Raw genomic sequence first — 18,292 nt, forward strand, 5'->3', positions numbered from 1 at the left:
GCTGCCGCGTGCACCGTAGCGTCTGCGCCACGCGCGGTTGCGCTCGCGCTACCCGCCGCCGAGCCCGGGCCGCCGCTCGCCGCTCCCGCGTGCGCCGTAGCGTCCGCGCTGCCCGCGGTCGCGTCGCCGCGCGCCGTAGCGCCTGCGCTCATCAACGCGCCCGCGCCGCCCGTCGCGCCAGCACCGCGCGCCGTAGCGCCTGCGCTCATCAACGCGCCCGCGCCGCCCGTCGCGCCAGCGCCGCGCGCCGTAGCGCCTGCGTCGACCAACGCGCCAATGGCCGCCGCATCGCCCGTCTCGCCTGCGTTCATCAACGCGCCCGCGGCCGCCGCGCCGCCTGCCGACACCGTCGTCGCGTCCAACGCCGCCGCGCCCGCCGCCGCCGCCCCCTGCGTGTACGTCTCTGCGTCGCTGAGGGGGGCTGCGCCGTGGAGGCGCTTCTTTGCGCCTGCGATGGTGAAGCCGTCGCGGTAGAGGAGGTCGCGGACGCGGAGGAGGTTCTCTACGTCCTTGCGCGAGTAGACGCGTTGGCCCTTCGCGCTCTTCGTCGGGCGGATGCTGCGGAACTCGCGCTCCCAATAGCGGAGCACGTGCGGCTCGACGCCGACGAGCCCGGCCACCTCACCGATGCGGAAGAACAGCTTCGGCGGGAGTTCGCCCATCGCAGCGCTCGTCGCGGTCTTCGCCAACGTGGAGGCGCTTTACTCCTTCGTGATCTCGCTCGCAATGGGCGCGGCGGCGAGCGGCGTCGATCCGAGCGGCGAGCCGCCGTTCGCGTTCGAGGGCGAAGTCGCCGCCGACGACGTCGACGTGACCTTCGACGCGCCGTCGGTCGCACCAGGCGCGGAGGGAGCGGCGGGCGCGGTGGCCGCGGCGGCGCCGCCGCCCGAGTCGAGCGACTCGTCGTCGTCGTCCTCGTCGTCCTCGTCGTCGATGAGGCCGGCGTGCTTCGGGTTGAGCGCCTGCTTCAAGATCTGGCTCGCCTTGAAGGTGAGGACGCGACGCTCGCTGATCTTGATCGGGTCGCCCGTCTGCGGGTTGCGTCCGGGGCGTTGGCGCTTGTCGCGAAGGACGAAGTTGCCGAAGCCGCTGATCTTGATCTTCTCGCCGCGTCCGAGGGTCTCCTTCATCATCTCGAAGACCAGGTCGACGATGTCCGCCGACTCCTTCTTCGAGAATCCGCCGACCCTCGTGTACAGCGCCTGGACGATCTCAGCCTTGGTCATGATCGTCTCCACCCCCGACGGTGGGAAATTCCTGCGCCCACTCGCAGGTACCGGATAGTAAAGCGATAAAATCCGAGCGGCCACTCAAAAACGACCGGGTCCGGCGCGCGCTCCACGAACGGGGGCGCGCGCGGACCCGGGCGGTGAAAACCAAGCTCTTTCGAGAGCTTGGCTTCGTCCTTCAGGCCGCGAGCTCCTCCGACGGAGCCGGGGCGGCGGGGGCCACGCTGTCGGGCACGCTGTCCCGAGACGACGCGAGCGCGAGCGTCGCGGCACGGCGTCGCGCCGTCTGCTCGCTCGTCACGAGCGTCGCGACGTAGCCGTAGCCGAAGCAGAAGAGCATCGCGAACGGCGTCGCGAACCAGTGCCCCGTCTCGATCGACGCGACCACGCTCGCGAACGAGAAGAGGCAGAGGAAGATCTCCGTCATCGGGAGATCGGCGCGCATGCGGTACCGCGTCGAGTGACCGACGCCGTGCTTCGGCGTGCGGACGAACTCTCCCGCCATGCTGTTCAGGCCGGACCACACCGCGGTCGAGAGATGCGGCGCGAGCCCGGCGCCGAGCGCGAGGAGCATCGGCAGCGTCTTCAGCGCCTCGATGCGGGAGCGGCCCTGCGCGGCCTCCGCCATCATGTAGAACGCCGCGAGCGAGCCCGTCGTGCCGATGCAGAGCGGGAGGTCGACGAGGACCATCGTGCGCGCGTCCGTCGCCGGCATGAGGATGAGGGCGGGGAGGAGGAGCACCGAGAGGACGACCATGAGCGGGTACGCGAAGTGCGGCGTCAGGTGGAAGAACGCCTCCGCGCGCTGCGTGAGCGTGAGCGACGAATTCGTCATCACCTTCTTCATCAGCTTCCGCGACGTCTGCACGGTGCCCTTCGCCCAGCGGAACTGCTGCTGGCGGAGCGCGCTCACGTCCTCGGGGAGCTCGGCGGGCGTCACGACGTCGTCGCGGTAGACCGCCTTCCATCCCTTCATCTGCGCGCGGTACGAGAGGTCGAGGTCCTCCGTCAGCGTGTCGTGCTGCCAGCCGCCCGCGTCGGCGATCGCCGCCGCGCGCCACATGCCGCCCGTGCCCGAGAAGTTGAAGAGCCACCCCGCGCCGTAGCGCGCGCGGTTCTCGACGAGGTGATGCCCGTCGAGCATGAGCGCCTGCACGCGCGTGAGCAGCGAGAGCTCACGGTTCATGTGACCCCAGCGCGCCTGCACCATGCCGACCTTCGCGTCGTTCATGAAGTGCGGGACGAGGTCACGCAGGAACGACGTCTGCGGGACGAAGTCCGCGTCGAACAGCGCGACGAGCTCGCCCTTCGCGACCTTCAGCCCCGCGTCGAGCGCGCCGGCCTTGTAGCCCGTGCGATCGGTGCGGTGCAGATAGACGATGTCGAGCGGACCCTGCCAGCTCGCGGGCGTCCCGGCGGGCAGCGCCGGCGGGTTCTTGCGGAGCGACTCCACCTTCGCGCGCGCCATCTGCCGCGACTCGTCGGTCGAGTCGTCGAGCACCTGGATCTCGAGCTTGCTGCGCGGGTACGCCATCTTGGCGGTCTCCTCGAGCAGGCGATGCAGCACCGTCGCCTCGTTGAAGAGGGGGAGCTGGATCGTCACGTGCGGGAGCGTCTTCGGATCCGCGCCGGCGGGGAGCGCCTCGGCGGCGCTCTTCATCGCGCGCAGCTTCTTCCGGAAGCGAAGGACGGTAAGGACGAGATGCGACCGGTGAAGCCCATACGACGCGAGCAGCAAGAGCACCGCGAAGTACGCGAAACACAAGGCAACGTGCATGCGTGGGAGCGTGGCATCCGCCGCCGCTCACATTGTCACGGAGTTGTAATTCGTTGTACCGGTTTGCCGCGCGGCGTCAGAAACTTGACGCGCGTTCGCCCGCTATTTCTTGCCGAAATCGACGTTGTAATAGATGCCGACGCTGAGGCCGGCCATGAAGAAGAAGCCGCTGCCGGGATCGGTGCATGACGTCGACGAGGTGTCGACGAGGCCGAGGTCGCTGGCGGTCTTGCAGCCGCGGTCGCTGAGCTGACCCGCCGAGACGTCGGCGAGCGGGACGAGGCGCATGGGACCGAGCGGGATCGAGACGCCGGCGTGAAGACCGGCCTGGAGGCCGTTCACGTTGTCGTCGAGCTTCTTCGTGACCCCGGTTGGGCCCGTGAACTCGATCGCGCGCTGGATGTAGCGGTAGCCCGCGTTGATCGTGGCGATCGGCGAGACGCTGTCGTTGTCGTAGACGAAGCCGCCGAACACGCCGATGTACTCGGAGAGGACGGAGATGTTCGAGCGCGAGGCCGCGCCCTGACCGCCGTCGAGGATGGTGGGGTCGCCGGGGATGAAGCGCTCGGGCGCACGGAGGAACGCGATCTCCGCGCTTCCGCCGACGAGGAAGCGATTCGCGATGCGCCCCGCGATGTCGATGCCGCCGCCGACGCCGGGACCCGCGTAGTCCTTGAAGTTCGTGTTCTCGTCGACCTTGCCGAACGGCAGGAAGGCGAGCGGCCGGAGGCCGACGAGGAGGCCGAGCCCGGTCGGCCCCGTGCTCGCCGGCTTGTCGCTCGTCTCCGGCGTGGTGAGCCCGCCCGTCGCGCCCTTCTCGAGCGTGACGTCGACCGACTTCGCGTCCTTCTCCTTCACGTCGACGTCGACCGGCGCGCGCGTGCCCCAGCCCGACGCCGTCGCGGTGATCTTGTACTGCCCCGGGTTGATCGGACGCGCGATGCCGATCGTCTCGATCGGCATCGTCTTGTCGTTCAGGTTGATCTGCAGGTTGGGGAGCGTGCTCGGCTCGGGCGTCACGTTGACGCGCAACGTGGGGATGCGCGGGCGGAGCGTCTCGAGCTCCTTCGCGCCTTGCGCCTGCGCCTGCTTGAAGACGTCCGGCGCGTTCGCCTCGAGGGGCAGGCGCGAGAGCGTCTCGTAGGTCTCCACCGCCTCGACGAGGCGACCGAGCTTCTCCTGGCACTCGGCGATGCGGAGCAGGTGCGTCGGCGCGTCGAAGAGCTTCTGCGCCTTCTCGAAGTCCGCGAGCGCTTCGGCGTACTTCCCCTTGTCCTGCAGCTCGACGCCTTCGGTATAGGCCGCACGAGCGGCGGCCTTCTTCTCGTTGTCGCTCATCTGGCCGAACGCGCCGCGTCCCGCGAGGAACATCGGCGCGAACGCCGCAAGCGCGACCAACACCCGCAGCTTCATGGCGCGGAGACTAAACCGGACTTGGCTGCGCCGTCAGTAACCGGGATCGTTCTTGTTCGCCTTCGGCCCCGGGGCGGGGGCCGGCGCGGGCGCGGGGGCCGGCGCGGCGGCGGGCTTCGCGACCGGGGCGGGGGCGGGTCCGGGCTTCGTCCCCGGCTTCGTGCTCGGCTTCGGGTGGTCCGGTTTCGTCTCGGGCTTCGGGTCCGGCTTCGTCTCCGCGACCTTCTCGTGCGCCTCGGCGCCGGCGGGCTTCGCGGAGTCGGCCGGCTTCGGATCCTCCGGGATCGGCGCCTTGATCTCCGTCTTCTCGGTCGGGACCTCCGGCGGGTTCGTGGGCGCGGCGACGACCGGCTCGACCGGCTTTCGCCCGTAGGTGAGGAACGCAGCGGTCCCGACCCCGGCGAAGAGGAGCGTCACCGCGACGGTGATGCCGATGACCTTGCCCTTGCCGCCGCTCGAAGGCACGCCCGCGACGACGCCGGTCGTGAACGGCGAGTTCGTCATCGACGCGGGCTGCTGGCCGTAGCCCGGCTGCGACTGCCCCGGCGACGACTGCGTGTGCGGGAGCGGCGCGGGCGTGTGGCCGTAGCCGCTCGCGGCGCGCGCGGCGTTCGCCTGCTGCCCCGACGAGTGCACGCCGGCGGCGCCGCTCGCCATCATGCCGTGCGGCGTGATGATGGCGGCGTGCACGGCCGCGGTCTGCTGATGGGAGACGGGCGCGCCCTGTCCGGGCGTCGCGATCCCGGCGACGAAGCAGAGCTCGTTCGCGAGCTCCATCACCGTGCTGAAGCGGCGCTCCGGCTCGCGCTCCATCGTGCGCATGAACCAGCCGTCGAAGCCGGGCGGGATGCCGGGGACGACCTGCGAGGGCACCGGCACCGGCGCGGTGCAGATCTTCACGAGGAGGTCGCCGACCGACTCGCCGTCGAACGGGAGCTTCCCCGTGACGCAGCGGTACGCGATGACGCCGAGCGACCAGACGTCGGTGCGGTGGTCGACGTTGCGGAGGCCGCGCGCCTGCTCGGGGGACATGTAGAACGGCGTGCCGAGGACCGCGCCCGTCTTCGTGCTCGACGTCATCCCGGGGTTGCCCGGCGCGCCTTGCATCTTCGCGATGCCGAAGTCGAGGACCTTCGCGATCTCCTCGCCGTCGTCCGCGTCGCGGACGATGAACACGTTGTCCGGCTTGAGATCGCGATGGATGATGCCTTGCTCGTGCGCGCGCTGGAGCGCGCGGCAGACTTGGAGGACGATGCGCGCCGTCTCCTGCAGGCTCATGCGCGAGAGCCGCTCGACGCGGTGCTCGAGCGACTCGCCTTGCAGCATCTCCATGATGATGAAGGGGATGCCCTCGGAGGTGACGCCGTGATCGAAGATCTGGATCGCGTGCTTCGACTGGATCGTCGCCGCCGCCATCGCCTCCTTCTCGAAGCGGTTCCGCGCCTCCTGGCTGACCGCGTGCTCCGTCTCGATGAACTTGATCGCGACGCGCGTGTTCAGCTTGTGGTGCTGGGCCTCCCAGACGGAGCCCATGCCGCCTTTGCCGATGAGGCGCAAGAGCTTGTAGTTGCCCGCGACGAGCCCTTGGGTCGGCGGAACGGCATCGGCGGGATTGGCGCTCATTCGTAAAAGCTCGTCGTCGTTCGACGGACGGGACCCTCGATTGGTTTACACCCGTTCGCGCGGTCGGAAAAACAATAGCGCGAGCGCCCGCGTAGGCTCAACTCGGCCGCGGTTGCAGGAGACGCGCCACCCTCCTACGGTGTGCGCGTGCCGCCGCTGCCTGCGAGCCTCCCGCCGCCCGGGAGCGAGGACGTCCTCTATCTCGTCGATCTGTCGGGCTACGTCTACCGCGCCTACCACGCGATCGCGCCGCTTTCCTCGTCGAAAGGCGAGACGACGCACGCCGTCCTCGGCACCGTGAACATGCTCCAGAAGGTGGTGAACGAGCGCCTCCCCGCCATGTTCGCCGTCGCGATGGACAGCAAACAGCCGAGCTTTCGGAAGGAGATCGACGTCCGCTACAAGGCGACGCGGCAGGCGATGCCCTCGGATCTCGCGCCGCAGATCACGCGCGTCGAGGAGCTCGTTCGGGCGTACAACATCCCGATCTTTCGCCAGGACGGGATCGAGGCGGACGACCTCATCGCGACCATCGTGCAGAAGGCGCACGCGCAAGGCCTCCGCACCGTCATCGTCGGCGCCGACAAGGACCTGATGCAGGTCGTCCACGACGGCGACAACGACGTCATGCTCTGGGACTCGATGCGCGACCGCACGTACGGCCCCGTCGAGGTCGAGGCGAAGTTCGGCGTGAAGCCGAGCATGCTCCGCGATCTCCTCGCGCTGACGGGCGACACCTCCGACAACATCCCCGGCGTCCCTTCGGTGGGTCCGAAGACCGCGGCCGACCTCTTGAAGGAGTTCGGCACGATCGAGAACCTCTACGCGAACCTCGACAAGGTGAAGCGCCCGAAGCTGCGCGAGAACCTCACCAACGCCGAGGCGGACGCGCGGATCTCGCAGACGCTCGTGACCCTCCGCGCCGACCTCGACGTGGAGGTCTCGCGCGACGAGCTCCGGTACGGCGGCGCCGATCTCGACGCGCTGAAGAAGCTCTTCCTCGATCTCGAGTTCACGCGGCTCCTCGACCAGATCAGCCAGGCGCAGCAGTTCGCGCGCGAAGGCCGCCAGACCACGGTCGGCTCGAAGGGCGCGGGCCGCGTCGTCGCGATGGTGTCGCGCTCCGTCGGCGAGGCGCCGGCTCCCGCGATCGAGCGGAAGTACCGCCACGTCACGAGCGCGGAGGAGGTCCGCGCGCTCCTCGCGCAGGCGAAGGAGACGAAGGTGCTCGGCCTCGGCGTCGCGATGACGGTGCCCGATCCGATGCGCGCGGAGCTCCTCGGCGTCTCGCTCGCGGCCGCGCCGGGCGAGGGCGTCTACGTGCCGTTCGGCCATCGCTACCTCGGCGCGCCGAAGCAGCTCGGGTGGGAGGAGACGAAGGCGCTCCTCGCGCCGGTCCTCGCCGACCCCGCCGTGCGGAAGGTCGCCTACGACCTGAAGCGGATCGAGGACGTCTTCGCGCGGAGCGGCCTCGTGTTCGAGGGCGCGATCTCGGACCCGATGCTCGCGGCGTACCTGCTCGATCCGGAGTCGCCGCACGGCCTCAAGGACCTCGCGCGGCGCGAGTTCGGGACCGAGCTCCCGATCTTCGAGGAGAACGCGACCGGTCGCAAAGCCGATCGCATCGCGTTCGATCAGCTCGACGTCGAGCGCGCCACGACCTACGCCGCGCCGCAGGCGGAGCTCGCGGTCGCCCTCGCGGAGCGGCTCGATCCGCGCATCGAGAAGGACAACCTCGGCAAGCTCTACACCGAGGTCGAGCTCCCGCTCACGCACGTGCTCGCGGCGATGGAGCAGAAGGGCGTCCTCGTCGACGTCTCGCGCCTCGCCGGCATCGCGCAGAAGGTCGAGTCCGAGTGCCAGATCCTCGACCTGAAGGCGCAGGAGGCGGCGGGCCGCAAGTTCGCGATCCGCTCGCGCGATCAGCTCGAGGCGATCCTCTTCGACGAGCTGAAGCTCCCGGTCGTGAAGCGCACGATGAAGGGCGGGCGCTCGACCGACGCGGCCGTGCTCGAGGAGCTCTCCGACAAACATCCGCTCCCGGGCCTCATCCTCGAGTTCCGCGAGCTCGACAAGCTGAAGGGCACCTATCTCGAAGGCCTCCCGCGCGCGGTGAACCCCTCCACCGGGCGCATCCACACGCGCTTCGAGCAGGCCGTCGCCGCGACGGGCCGGCTCTCGTCGACGGAGCCGAACCTGCAGAACATCCCGATCCGGAAGGAGGTCGGCCGCCTCGTGCGCTCCGCCTTCGTCGCGCCGCCCGGCTTCCGGATCGTGAGCGCGGACTACTCGCAGATCGAGCTCCGCGTCCTCGCGCACCTCGCGAAGGACCCCGCCCTCGGGCAGGCGTTCCAGGACCGCGTCGACGTCCACACCCACACCGCGTCGCTCGTGTTCGACACGCCGCGCGCGGAGGTCACCGCCGAGCAGCGCCGCCGCGCGAAGGCGATCAACTTCGGCCTCATCTACGGCATGGGCGAGCCGCGCCTCGCGCGCGACCTCGGCATCACGCGCCAGGAGGCGGCGTCGTTCATCGCGACGTACTTCGAGCGCTTCGCGGGCGTCCGCGCGTTCATGGATCAGACGATCGAGACCGCGCGTCAGGGCGAGGCGGTGCGAACGATCCTCGGGCGGCGGCGCTTCCTTCCGAACCTGCACTCGTCGAACCGCGGCCTCCGCTTCGAGGCGGAGCGCGTCGCGAAGAACACGCCGATCCAGGGCGCGGCGGCGGACATCCTCAAGCTCGCGATGATCGAGCTCGGGCTCGGCGACGTCGTCCCCGGCGCGCGCATGATCCTCACCGTGCACGACGAGCTCGTCTTCGAGGTCCCGGAGGCGGGCGTCGAGGAGGCGAAGGTGAAGATCAAGGCGGCGATGGAAGGCGCGATGACGCTCGACGTCCCGCTCGAGGTCGACGTCGGCGACGGCGCCCACTGGGGCGAAGCGCACTGATCAAGGTAGGAGCGAGGGGCCGCAGCCCGCCAAATCCTCGCGGCAGGCCGAGCACCCGCCGACGTGCCCGCCGCCGCAAGCCTGGTCCTTGCAGCTTCGGCGGCAGGTCTGGCTCGTGGCGGGACCGCACGTCGTCTTCTTGCAGCTATCGCCGCCGTTCCCGATGCACTCGATGCAGAACCCGGGCGCGGTCTCGATCTTCGTGTCCTCACACGCCAGGTTGCCGGTACAGCGGAGGGTGCAGTTCGGCGCCTGGCACTTGACCTCGGTGTTGTTCCCGGCGCACGACGTCTTGCCGGAGCAGCGCACCTCGCACGCCGCGTCATCGGGGCATTCGATCTCCTTGCCCTTGCAGCTGTCCTCTCCCTCGCAGCGCACGACGCAAGGCCGACCGTCGGGGCACGTGATGCTGTCGCCGCCGCAGCCGGGCCCCGGGCAGCGGATGACGCAGACGCCGTTCGGGCAGTCGCCGCAGCGTTCTGGGCAGGTGCTGCCGGACGACGACGATGACGACGTGCTCGACGACGTGCTCGACGAAGAGGACGACGTGCTCGACGACGACGTGCTCGACGTCGACGACGTGCTCGATCCGTCGGGGGCGGTGCCTTCGAGCGAGAGCCCGCACGCCGCGAAGACGGCGAGCAAACACGCGAGCGTCACGAACGCGAGTCTCCCCATCGCTCGATCATAGCGAAGCGAGCGATGCTGCCGAGGGTCACTCGACTGACCAGGTATGATGCAACGTCATGCGCCGCTTCGCCCTCGTCTTCCTGATCGCGTTCCCGATCGCGTGCGACCACTCCTCGACCGCGAGCCCGCGTCCGTCCGAGGTCCCCGACGCGACGGTGACCGCGCAGAAAGAGGAGATCCGCTACCTCGCGCTCGGCGATTCGTTCACGATCGGCACGGGGAACCCGCCGTCGCAGGCCTTCCCCGCGCGCCTCGCCGAGCGGTGGCGCGCGGCCGGTCGGACCGTGACGCTCAAGAACCTCGGCGTGAACGGCTACACCACCGACGACCTCACCGCGCGCGAGCTGCCGGAGGTGAAGCCGTTCGCCCCGACGCTCGTGACGCTCGCGATCGGCGCGAACGATCGCGTCCGCGGGACGCCGGTCGACGTGTACCGCGCGCACGTCAAGTCGATCCTGAAGGCGATCGTCGACGCCGGCGTCACGCCGAAGCAGCTCGTGTCGCTCCCGCAGCCGGACTGGTCGCTCTCGCCCGCGGCGTCGTCGTTCGGCGAGCCCGCCGCGATCGGCGCCGACATCGTGAAGTTCAACGGCGCGCTGAAGGAGGAGACCGAGGCGATCGGTGCACGTTACATCGATCTCTTCCCCCTCATGCACAAGCAGGCGGAGGCGAAGATGCTCGCGAAGGACGGGCTCCACCCGAACGCGCAGGCGCACGACGAGTGGGCGGCGGAGCTGTTCAAGTCATTGCCCTGAGCGCACGAGCGCGAAGAGCTCGTCGGCGACCGCCTTCGGCACGATCAGCGGCGCGACGTCGAAGCCCCGCGCGACGGCGTCTTGCTCGTAGAGGAACCGCTTCAGCACGTCGGCCGGGTACTCCTCGAGCGCGAGCGCGAAGGCGCCGTGGGCCTCTCCGCTCGTCGACAGCATGTGATGCGCGCGCGCCCCGGCGCCGCGGAACGAGTGACACTTGATGCAGCCTTGCTCGCCGAACATCGTCGGCTGGAGCGACGCGGGCACGTCCGCCATCGCCGCGAGCGGGTCCGTCTCCGTCCACGTGAAGCTCTTCGTCGTGAGGCTGAACGGCGCGTACGTCTTGTTCGGTCGCGGCGCCTCCTTCGTGAAGTGGAGGAACGCGCCGAGCGGCCGGATCATCAGCGGCATCGGCTCGGGTCCCTTCTTCCACGAGTAAGCATGCTTCAAGCGGTAGTAGCCGAAGAGACGATACGGGTTCGGCTCGTCGTCGAGGCCGACGACGACGACCGGCGCCGACGCCTCGAGCTCCGCGCGCGTGAAATGGAGCTGCTCCCCGCGGAGGTTCGTGACGGTGAGGTAGCTCCCGCGGCCGACCTCGGACTCGGGGCGCGACGCGAGCCACGGCAAGAGATCGATCGCCTCGTAGGTGCGGCCCGGCAGCGTGTTCAGGACGTAGGGGTAGCGCGAGAAGAGGACGTCGAGCGTGTCCTTCAGCGCGGCGTCGACCGGCCGCGTCGTGATGCGGCTCGCGTCGGCGCGGAAGTCCTTCGTGTCGAGCGGCGGGTGCTCGTCCCATTGCTGCTGCAGCTCGAGGACGCCGGCGTCCGGCGCGAGCGGCGTCGGGCCCTTCTCCACGAAGCCGGCGACGATCTCGCCGAGGTCGTTCTCCGCGCCGGTCCAGTGCGTGAGCGAGTGCTGATCGCGGAACGGGACGACGTGGCGCTCGACCGCGACGCCGGCCTTGGCGAGGGCGCGCGCGAAGTTGCGATCGAGGCGCGGCCACGAAGGGTCGTCGTTCGCGGCGCTGAGGAGGAGGAACGGCGGCGCGTCCGGGCGCACGAAGCGGGTGGGCGACTCCTCCGCGTTCGCGACGTCGTACGTGCCGCGCATCCCGACGACGGCGGCGACCCGCTTCGCGTCGAACGTCGTCGGCTCGAACAAGCGCGGATCGAGCGTGAGCATCGCGGCCGCCCACGCGCCGACGCCGCGCCCGGCGAGGACGACACGTGAAGGATGCAGGCGTCGATCGAGCTCGGCGATCGCGCGCGCCGACGCGCTCGCGCAGTCCCGGAGCGGCGCCGCCACGCCGACGCGGAAGCTCAGCGCCGCGACGTCGACGCCGCGACGCTGGAACGTCTCGCCGACCTCGGCCGCGAACGCGCTCCGCTCGTCGGGGTCGCCCGGATCGTTGCCCTGGAGGAAGACGAGGAGCGTCCCGGTGCGCTTCGCGGGCGCGTAGAGATCGACCACGACGAATGCCTTCGCGTTCTCTCGCGCGCTCTCGAGCGGGGCGTCGAACGTCACCGTCGCGCCGTCGAACGTCGCCGTGCGCCGTCCGGCGATCGCGCCCGCGAGCGCGGCCGCCGCGACGAGTCCCAGCCATGCCCCCTTCCGCATGGGTCAGTGGAGGAGGCCTTCGCCGAGCTCGATCCGGTTCGGCGCGGTGCGGCGGAGGGCGAGCACCTCGCTCGCGTCGCACGCCGTCGCGAGCTGCGTCGACGAGGTGGTGAGGATCCACTGCACGTTGGGGAGCGCGCGGCGGAGGAGCGGCGCGAGCTCGCGGAGGAGGGCGGGGTCTTGCTGGCTCTCGGCGTCGTCGATCGCGACGACGCCCTCGCGCTCGCGCGGCGCGTCGGAGCCGGGGTACGCCGCGGAGAGCGCGCGGAGCGGGAGCGCGACGAACGCGACGAGGTGGCGCGCGGCGCGCGGGATCGCGTCGAACGGGACGACGGCGCCGGTCCCGCGGTGCCGCGCCTGCGGCTCGAGGCTCGTGGGGCTCACGCCGGCGTGGACGAGATCGAACGGCTCGAGCACGACGTCGATCACCTCCCGGAGCGCCTGCTCGAAGCGCGCGAGGCGATCGAACTCCGCGCGCCCGCCGCCGAGCGCGGCGCCGACCGAGGCGTAGGAGATGATCTGCTTCACCTCGCGCGTGAGGTCGGCGCGCGTCGGATCGTCGAAGGACGCGTTGGGCTGCCGCACGTCGTAGCGAAGGATCGTGCGCTCCGGCACCGTGAGCATGTTCGGGACGCGCGAGAACCAGCGCGCGCCGGAGAACGAGACGAACACGTGTCCGCCTTCGCTCTGCGCGCGCCGATCGAAGAGCGCCTGCTCGCGCCGCCGCGCCGCGGCGCCCTCTGTCGTCTCTCCCGCGAGGACCGCGGACGGGCTCGCGACGACGAGCGGATGAGGCCGCTCGGGATCGTCCTCGCCGAGGAGCCAGTCGGTGGCGACCCAGGCGGGGCCGTCGCCGCGCATGCTCGAGGGCAGGGGAGGGAGGGCGTGCCCCGGGCGCGTGAGCGAGAGCGCGCCGAGGATCGTCGTCTTCCCGGTGCCGTCGCCGCCGAAGAGGACCGTGAGCGGCCGCGGCGCCGCCGTCGCGATCGTCTCGACCGCGGTGACCTCGCTCTCTTCGCTCGTCGCGGCTTCCTCGCTCACGGTCTCCGGAGCGAACGAGAGGACGTTGTCTTCGAACGGACCGACATGGCGGAGCCGCACGCGAGCGAGACGCACGCGACGAGATTAGCGGCGATTGTGGCGGCGGCGAAGCACGACCACGGCGGCGAGCGCGAGGAGCAGCGATCCGGCGCCGGTCTCGCGGCCCGGCGCGGCGGAGCAGCCGCCGGCGGACGTCTTGAGCGTGGTCTCGGTCTCGGGGGGCGGCTCGCGGAGCGCGACCGGGTTCGCCTTCGTCTGCGGGCCCTCGGGCTGGCCGGTCTCGACGATGGGCGCGCCGCCCGCGGCCGCGAAGGCGCGGTCGAAGAGCTCCTTGAAGCGTGCGGTCGCGATGTAGATGTGGCCGAAGTCGTCGTTGCAGTTGCCGCCGCGCGAGACGACGCCGATGACCGCGCCGGTCTCCTCGCTGATCGCGGGGCCGCCGGAGTCGCCCTCGCAGATCGAGCGGCCGACCTCGAACTCGTTCACGCCGAGCGCGGTCTTGCTCGCGGAGATCCCCCGGCCCATCGCGAGCACGGAGACGTTGTCCTTCTTCAGGCGCGTGCCGAGCGGCATGCGCTTGTCGTTCTGGCCGTAGCCGACCGAGCGCACCGTCTCGCCGTCGACGACGCCGACCTTGCTGCCGACGCGCACCGCGAACGGCTCGACGTCGGGGACCTCGGCGTCGAGCACGACGAGGGCGATGTCCGCGTCGCAGAGCGTGTCGCTGTCGGGCGCGATGATCTTCTTGCCGACCGCGATCGGCTCCGAGCTGAAGCGCGGGGACGCGCCGGTGTAGACCTTGATGTGGCTCGGCGGGAGGTTCCCCTTGACGTGGCGGCCGTTCGTCGACGATCCGTTCTCGTCACACGTCACGGTCGCCGTGAGGACTTTCGCGACGCAGTGCCGCGCCGTGAGCACGACGTTGGGGGCGACGAGCGCGCCGGAGCAGAGCTCGTACTCGCCTTCGTCGCCGACCTTGAGCGCGACCACGTTGCTCGCGCCGGCCTTGTCGTCGTCGGTGGACCCGCCGAAGATGCGGGCATCCATTCCGCCCACGACGTCCGTTTCCACCTCGTCGCCACCGACCTCCTCCGCGCACCCGATCCCGCAGATCATGGTCAGGACGAGGAGGGTGGTACGAATGATCCAGGTGGTGATCCCTGCGTCACATACCGTGTGCGCTGAAGTGCGCGATTGTACGGTGGCGGAGGCGGACGACCGAAGCACTGCCGTCCTACCCTTCACCTTGTATGCCGATCCCCTACCTCTACCGTATCGCGCAAATGCGTCCGCATGCCGCGCACACGAAGGGGCCCCAGAAGCGGCCGCGCAAGCGGTCGCGAAGCGACCCGGCGTCTTCGCCGGGCCGTGTCTGGGGTGGGGGTGTCGGGGGCGAAGCCCCCGACGTTGAGCGATTGGACATGCATTGGGCGCCGGGTTAGCTCTCCTCCTTTGAAGTCTTCTCTTGTCCTCGAATCCGACGGCGTGCCGGTTTCTGGGCTCGGGCGCTTCACGCTGACCGACCGGCAGCTCGCGCTCGTGCTCTCGGGCGTCCTCTTCGTGGTCGCCGCCTGGCCGCTCGCGCTCACGGAGGTCCCTCCTTATCAAGACCTCCCGAACCACCTCGCGACGACGACCGTCATCGGCAACCTCGCGGCGTACCCCGAGTACACCTTCAACGGGTTCCTCAAGACGAACGCCGCGCTCTTCACGTGGCTCTTCTTCGTCGGGAAGCTCACCGGCATGAACGCGGCGGCGCGGCTGTTCGCGCTGCTCGTCATCGGGCTGAACGCGCTCCTCCTCCCGCGGTTCGTCCTCGCGCTCACGCAGAGCCGCGGACGCATGGTCGCTGCGAGCTTGTTCGCGTGGCCGATGGCGCACAACTGGTTCGTGTCGATGGGCATGCTCGACTTCGCCCTCGCCGTTCCGCTCTCGCTCGCGCTGCTCGTCTTCGTCGAGCGGCAGCGCAGGGCGCCGTCGGCGAAGAACGTCGCCGCGATCGTCGCGCTCGGCGTCGCGACCTGGTACGCGCACGTCTTCCCGCTCCTCGCGGTGCACCTCCTCGTCGCGCTCGAGGCCGTGCGCGCGCCGGCGTGGAAGGAGCGCGTCGCGAGCCTGCGCGCGATGCTCGCGCCGCTCCTGCCGGCGACGGCGCTCACGCTCCTCTCGTTCGTGCTCCACCTCGAAGACGCGGTCGCGCCGATCACCGGCGCCACCGTGTCGACGAAGCTCATCGCGCCGTGGGAGCTCGTCTACAACCTCTGGGCGCAGTGGTTCTGGGGCTACTCGAACCTCTCGCTCTCGAGCCTCGTGCCGTGCGTGCTCCTCGCGTTCGTCGCGGTCCCGCGGCTCTTCGCGCGGACCCCGGCCCCCGCCTTCTTCTCGCCGGTCGCGCTCGTCGCCCTCGCCGTCTTGTTCTGCTTCGTGCCGTACAAGATGACGAACTGGTTCCACGTCAACTCGCGCTTCATCCCGTTCCTCTGGATCGGGCTCCTCCTCTACGTGCCGGAGCGGCTCCCGCGCGCGCTCGCCGGCGTCCTCGGCGTCTCCGCCGCGCTCTACAGCGTGGGCATGGGCGTCGACTACGTGCGGCTCGATCGCGAGCGCGCCGAGTTCACCGCCGGCATCGAGGCGGTGCCGGAGGGCGCGAAGCTGATGCCGCTCATGTTCCAGCACAAGGGCGCCTCCGCCAACACGCGGAACCTCCTCCACATGTGGGGCTACTACGTCATCGAGAAGAAGACCTCGGCGCCGCTCCTCTTCGCGCACTCGCGCTCGTTCCCGCTGACGTACGCGGAGCCGCTCCCGCCGGCGCGCTTCAATCACCTCGTGCTCGAGGCCTTCGCGCCGGAGGCCGGCACGCCGAAGGCGGTCTGCAACGCGGCCGCGCGCGAGGGCGAGTGCGACCAGCTCTTCGCCTCGACCTGGAGGCGCTTCTACGACGAGGCGACGCCCCGCTACGATCACCTGCTCCTCTGGGACGCGCCCGCGGCGGCGACCGCGATGGTGCCCGCCGACTACACGCGCACGTTCGCGCGCGGCCGTCTCGCGATCTACGCCCGCCGCGACGTGAAACGCTGATACGCATCGGTCGTGGCGCGCGTGCTCTGGCTGCTCGTCGCGGCGATGCTCGCCGCTTCGCTCGCGGCGACGCTCTGGTTCGTGGTCCGCACGCTGCCGGTGCGCGTCCCGTACTGGGGCGAGGCCGAGGTCGTCTTCGAGGCTTCGCGCCTCCGCGCGCACGAGCCGCTCTTCGTCGATCCGCTCGTCGGCGCGACCGAGCGCGGCCTGCCGCCGTCGCGCTGGTACGTCACCTATCCGCCGCTCTGGAGCTGGGGCGTCTCGTTCGTCCCGCAGGGCGGCGCGCTGATCGGCGCGCGCGTCGCGAGCACGCTCGCGTGGTTCGGCGCGCTGGGCTGGCTCGCGTGGCTCGGCAACAAACGCGAGGCCGCCGTCGCGGCCGCCTTCGTCGCCGGGGTGTGGGTCCTCGCGAACTTCGCGACGACTGGACGTCCCGACTCCATCGCCGCCGCCGTCGCCGCCGTCGCGCTCGTGCGCGCGACCCGCGGAGCGCGCATCGACCCGCTCACGATCGCGCTCTTCGTGCTCGTCCCCTGGCTCAAGCCGACGATGATCGGGCTCCCGTTCGGCGCGCTCGTCGCCGCGCGCGATCGCCGCGCGCTCGCGATCGCGGCCGGCCTCGCGCTCGCGAGCGCCGCGATCGCGCACGTCGCGTCGGGCGGCGCGCTCTTCCATCACGTCGTGCGCTCGAACGCGCAGCCCTTCACCCTCGCGGCGTGGCTCGACCAGGTGCCCGCGCGGCTCCCGTTCTTCGCGCCGCTGTTCGCGTGGGCGGCGTGGCTCGGTTGGCGTGAGCGCGCGTCCGCGTCGATGCGGATCGCGCTCGGCGCCCTCGCCGCGAGCGTCGCGTGGACGCTGGTCGCCCTCGCGAAGACCGGCAGCTCGTCGAACTACTGGATGGAGCCTTGCGTCGCCGCCGTCGTCGTCGTCGTGCGCGCTCGTCCGTCGCCGCGCGACGCGCGCTTCGCCGCCGCCGCGCTCGCCGCGACGGCGTACGCGGGCGTGGCGTCGATCCGCGGCGCGCTCGAGCACGCCGCGACGTACCGCGCCGACGCCGAGACGGTGCAGCGAATGTCTGCGCTCTGCAACAAGTCGGTGGACGAGGTCGTCGCCGCGGACGAGGCCGGGATCGAGCTCCTGCTCGACGGCCGCATCCTCGTGCCGACGTACCAGATGGTGCATCTCGTGCGGCGCGGTGACTTCCCCGCCGCGCCGTGGGCCGCCGACCTCGGCCGCGCGCGCTGCTTCATCGAGCACACCGGCCAGCTGCGGCTCGTCCCCGAGCTCGCGCGTGCGATCGACGAGTCGTTCGTCCTCGTCGCGGAGGAGCGCGGCCACCGCCTCTACAAGCGTTAGCGCCCCATGTGCGTCCGCGACGCGGGGCGGCCTCCGCACCAGCTCGCGTCGTTGGCGCTGCAATTCCCTCGACTTTCGCGCTCGCGCATCGGCTTCGTCGGCTTTGGCCCTCGTGTTGCTCCGAGCGCACTTCATGAAAACCACGATTGCGATCAGCGTGAGCCTCGCGCTCGCGCTCGCGGCCTGCGCCGATCGGCCGCCGCCGCGTCAGCCGGGCACCACCACGACGAACACGACCACGACGACGTCGTACCCCTCGTACCAGCAGAGCTCGCTGCAGGAGAGCACGACCTCGGCCTACGGCGAGTCGTCGCCCGGCGCGATCTCGACGATCGGCACGGGCAACAACGACGGCACGTACGTGACGAACGCCTCCGAGGACGGCGTCGTCCACTCGGCGCCGCTCGCGCCGCCGCCCGAGCCGGCGCTCAACGATCCCGAGGCGGCCGTGCGCCCCGCGCAGCCGGGGCCCGCGAACGCGAAGGCGCCGGACGGCAAGTCGCCGACCGCCGCGGCGGCGACGGATCAGGGCAACAGCAAGGGCGAGGTGGCGATCACGGCGCGCATCCGCAAGGCGCTCGTCGCGTCGGACACGCTCTCCGTCGGCGCCAAGAACGTGAAGGTGATCACGTCGGGCACGAAGGTCACGCTCCGCGGCGACGTGAAGACGGAGGCCGAGAAGAACGAGATCGAGGGCGTCGCGCGGAACACCGACGGCGTCACCGAAGTCGAGAACCAGCTCGTCGTGAAGAAGTGAG

General features: G+C 70.6%; 13 protein-coding genes and 1 pseudogene. 5 read left to right on the forward strand and 9 right to left on the reverse strand.

Annotation, left to right across the window (positions count from 1 at the left end):
* From KF837_41720 to KF837_41740, 5 genes and pseudogenes are all read right to left on the reverse strand, one after another.
* The coding region (locus tag KF837_41720; protein MBX3233916.1) for a MerR family transcriptional regulator at window positions 1-662 on the reverse strand (662 nt) is incomplete at its 3' end.
* 255 nt (window positions 663-917) lie between these two features.
* Window positions 918-1,226: pseudogene (locus tag KF837_41725) on the reverse strand (integration host factor subunit alpha).
* A gap of 181 nt (window positions 1,227-1,407) precedes the next feature.
* Window positions 1,408-3,006 (reverse strand): glycosyltransferase, encoded by a 1,599-nt coding sequence (locus tag KF837_41730; GenBank protein ID MBX3233917.1) that lies wholly within the window; start codon window positions 3,004-3,006, stop codon window positions 1,408-1,410.
* Between the two features lie 102 nt (window positions 3,007-3,108).
* Window positions 3,109-4,419: a hypothetical protein gene (locus tag KF837_41735; GenBank protein MBX3233918.1), complete on the reverse strand. Its 1,311-nt coding sequence runs from the start codon at window positions 4,417-4,419 to the stop codon at window positions 3,109-3,111.
* Window positions 4,420-4,452: 33 nt separating this feature from the next.
* Complete coding sequence (locus KF837_41740) at window positions 4,453-6,042, reverse strand: protein kinase (protein ID MBX3233919.1); 1,590 nt, start codon at window positions 6,040-6,042, stop codon at window positions 4,453-4,455.
* 147 nt (window positions 6,043-6,189) lie between these two features.
* Here KF837_41740 and polA point away from each other — a divergent pair, with 147 nt between their 5' ends.
* A complete protein-coding gene (gene polA, locus KF837_41745) occupies window positions 6,190-8,994 on the forward strand; it encodes a DNA polymerase I (GenBank protein MBX3233920.1) in 2,805 nt (934 codons plus the stop codon).
* Here polA and KF837_41750 read toward each other — a convergent pair whose 3' ends face one another.
* On the reverse strand, window positions 8,995-9,672 hold the full coding sequence (locus tag KF837_41750) for a hypothetical protein (GenBank protein ID MBX3233921.1): 678 nt from the start codon (window positions 9,670-9,672) through the stop codon (window positions 8,995-8,997).
* A 68-nt stretch (window positions 9,673-9,740) separates the two neighbouring features.
* Between KF837_41750 and KF837_41755 the strand changes: the two genes are divergently transcribed.
* Window positions 9,741-10,439, forward strand: coding sequence for an SGNH/GDSL hydrolase family protein (locus tag KF837_41755; protein ID MBX3233922.1), 699 nt, complete (start codon window positions 9,741-9,743; stop codon window positions 10,437-10,439).
* Here KF837_41755 and KF837_41760 read toward each other — a convergent pair.
* From KF837_41760 to KF837_41770, 3 genes are read right to left on the reverse strand one after another with little or no spacing between them, the layout of a single operon-like run.
* Window positions 10,428-12,056, reverse strand: coding sequence for a hypothetical protein (locus KF837_41760; protein ID MBX3233923.1), 1,629 nt, complete (start codon window positions 12,054-12,056; stop codon window positions 10,428-10,430). The genes KF837_41755 and KF837_41760 overlap by 12 nt on opposite strands.
* A 3-nt stretch (window positions 12,057-12,059) precedes the next feature.
* Window positions 12,060-13,172 (reverse strand): hypothetical protein, encoded by a 1,113-nt coding sequence (locus tag KF837_41765; protein MBX3233924.1) that lies wholly within the window; start codon window positions 13,170-13,172, stop codon window positions 12,060-12,062.
* A 9-nt stretch (window positions 13,173-13,181) separates the two neighbouring features.
* Window positions 13,182-14,213, reverse strand: coding sequence for a S1 family peptidase (locus tag KF837_41770; protein MBX3233925.1), 1,032 nt, complete (start codon window positions 14,211-14,213; stop codon window positions 13,182-13,184).
* 336 nt (window positions 14,214-14,549) lie between these two features.
* On the opposite strand from KF837_41770, the gene KF837_41775 reads away from it, so the two are divergent.
* The 3 genes from KF837_41775 (at window position 14,550) to KF837_41785 (ending at window position 18,291) form a co-directional block, all read left to right on the forward strand.
* Window positions 14,550-16,178: a hypothetical protein gene (locus tag KF837_41775; GenBank protein ID MBX3233926.1), complete on the forward strand. Its 1,629-nt coding sequence runs from the start codon at window positions 14,550-14,552 to the stop codon at window positions 16,176-16,178.
* Window positions 16,179-16,190: 12 nt separating this feature from the next.
* Window positions 16,191-17,534 carry a hypothetical protein gene (locus tag KF837_41780; protein ID MBX3233927.1) on the forward strand — a complete coding sequence of 448 codons (1,344 nt, stop codon included), beginning with the start codon at window positions 16,191-16,193 and terminating at the stop codon, window positions 17,532-17,534.
* Between the two features lie 133 nt (window positions 17,535-17,667).
* On the forward strand, window positions 17,668-18,291 hold the full coding sequence (locus KF837_41785) for a BON domain-containing protein (protein ID MBX3233928.1): 624 nt from the start codon (window positions 17,668-17,670) through the stop codon (window positions 18,289-18,291).
* Window position 18,292: the final 1 nt, after the last annotated feature.

Source organism: Labilithrix sp. (assembly GCA_019637155.1).
Taxonomy (GTDB): domain Bacteria; phylum Myxococcota_A; class Polyangia; order Polyangiales; family Polyangiaceae; genus Labilithrix.

Excerpts from the sequence above, each read along its gene's own strand:
- KF837_41730 (MBX3233917.1), bottom strand. The coding sequence starts at position 3,006 with ATGCACGTTGCCTTGTGTTTCGCGTACTTCGCGGTGCTCTTGCTGCTC.
- KF837_41735 (MBX3233918.1), bottom strand. The coding sequence starts at position 4,419 with ATGAAGCTGCGGGTGTTGGTCGCGCTTGCGGCGTTCGCGCCGATGTTC.
- KF837_41740 (MBX3233919.1), bottom strand. The coding sequence starts at position 6,042 with ATGAGCGCCAATCCCGCCGATGCCGTTCCGCCGACCCAAGGGCTCGTC.
- KF837_41750 (MBX3233921.1), bottom strand. The coding sequence starts at position 9,672 with ATGGGGAGACTCGCGTTCGTGACGCTCGCGTGTTTGCTCGCCGTCTTC.
- KF837_41755 (MBX3233922.1), top strand. The coding sequence starts at position 9,741 with ATGCGCCGCTTCGCCCTCGTCTTCCTGATCGCGTTCCCGATCGCGTGC.
- KF837_41760 (MBX3233923.1), bottom strand. The coding sequence starts at position 12,056 with ATGCGGAAGGGGGCATGGCTGGGACTCGTCGCGGCGGCCGCGCTCGCG.
- KF837_41770 (MBX3233925.1), bottom strand. The coding sequence starts at position 14,213 with ATGATCTGCGGGATCGGGTGCGCGGAGGAGGTCGGTGGCGACGAGGTG.
- KF837_41785 (MBX3233928.1), top strand. The coding sequence starts at position 17,668 with ATGAAAACCACGATTGCGATCAGCGTGAGCCTCGCGCTCGCGCTCGCG.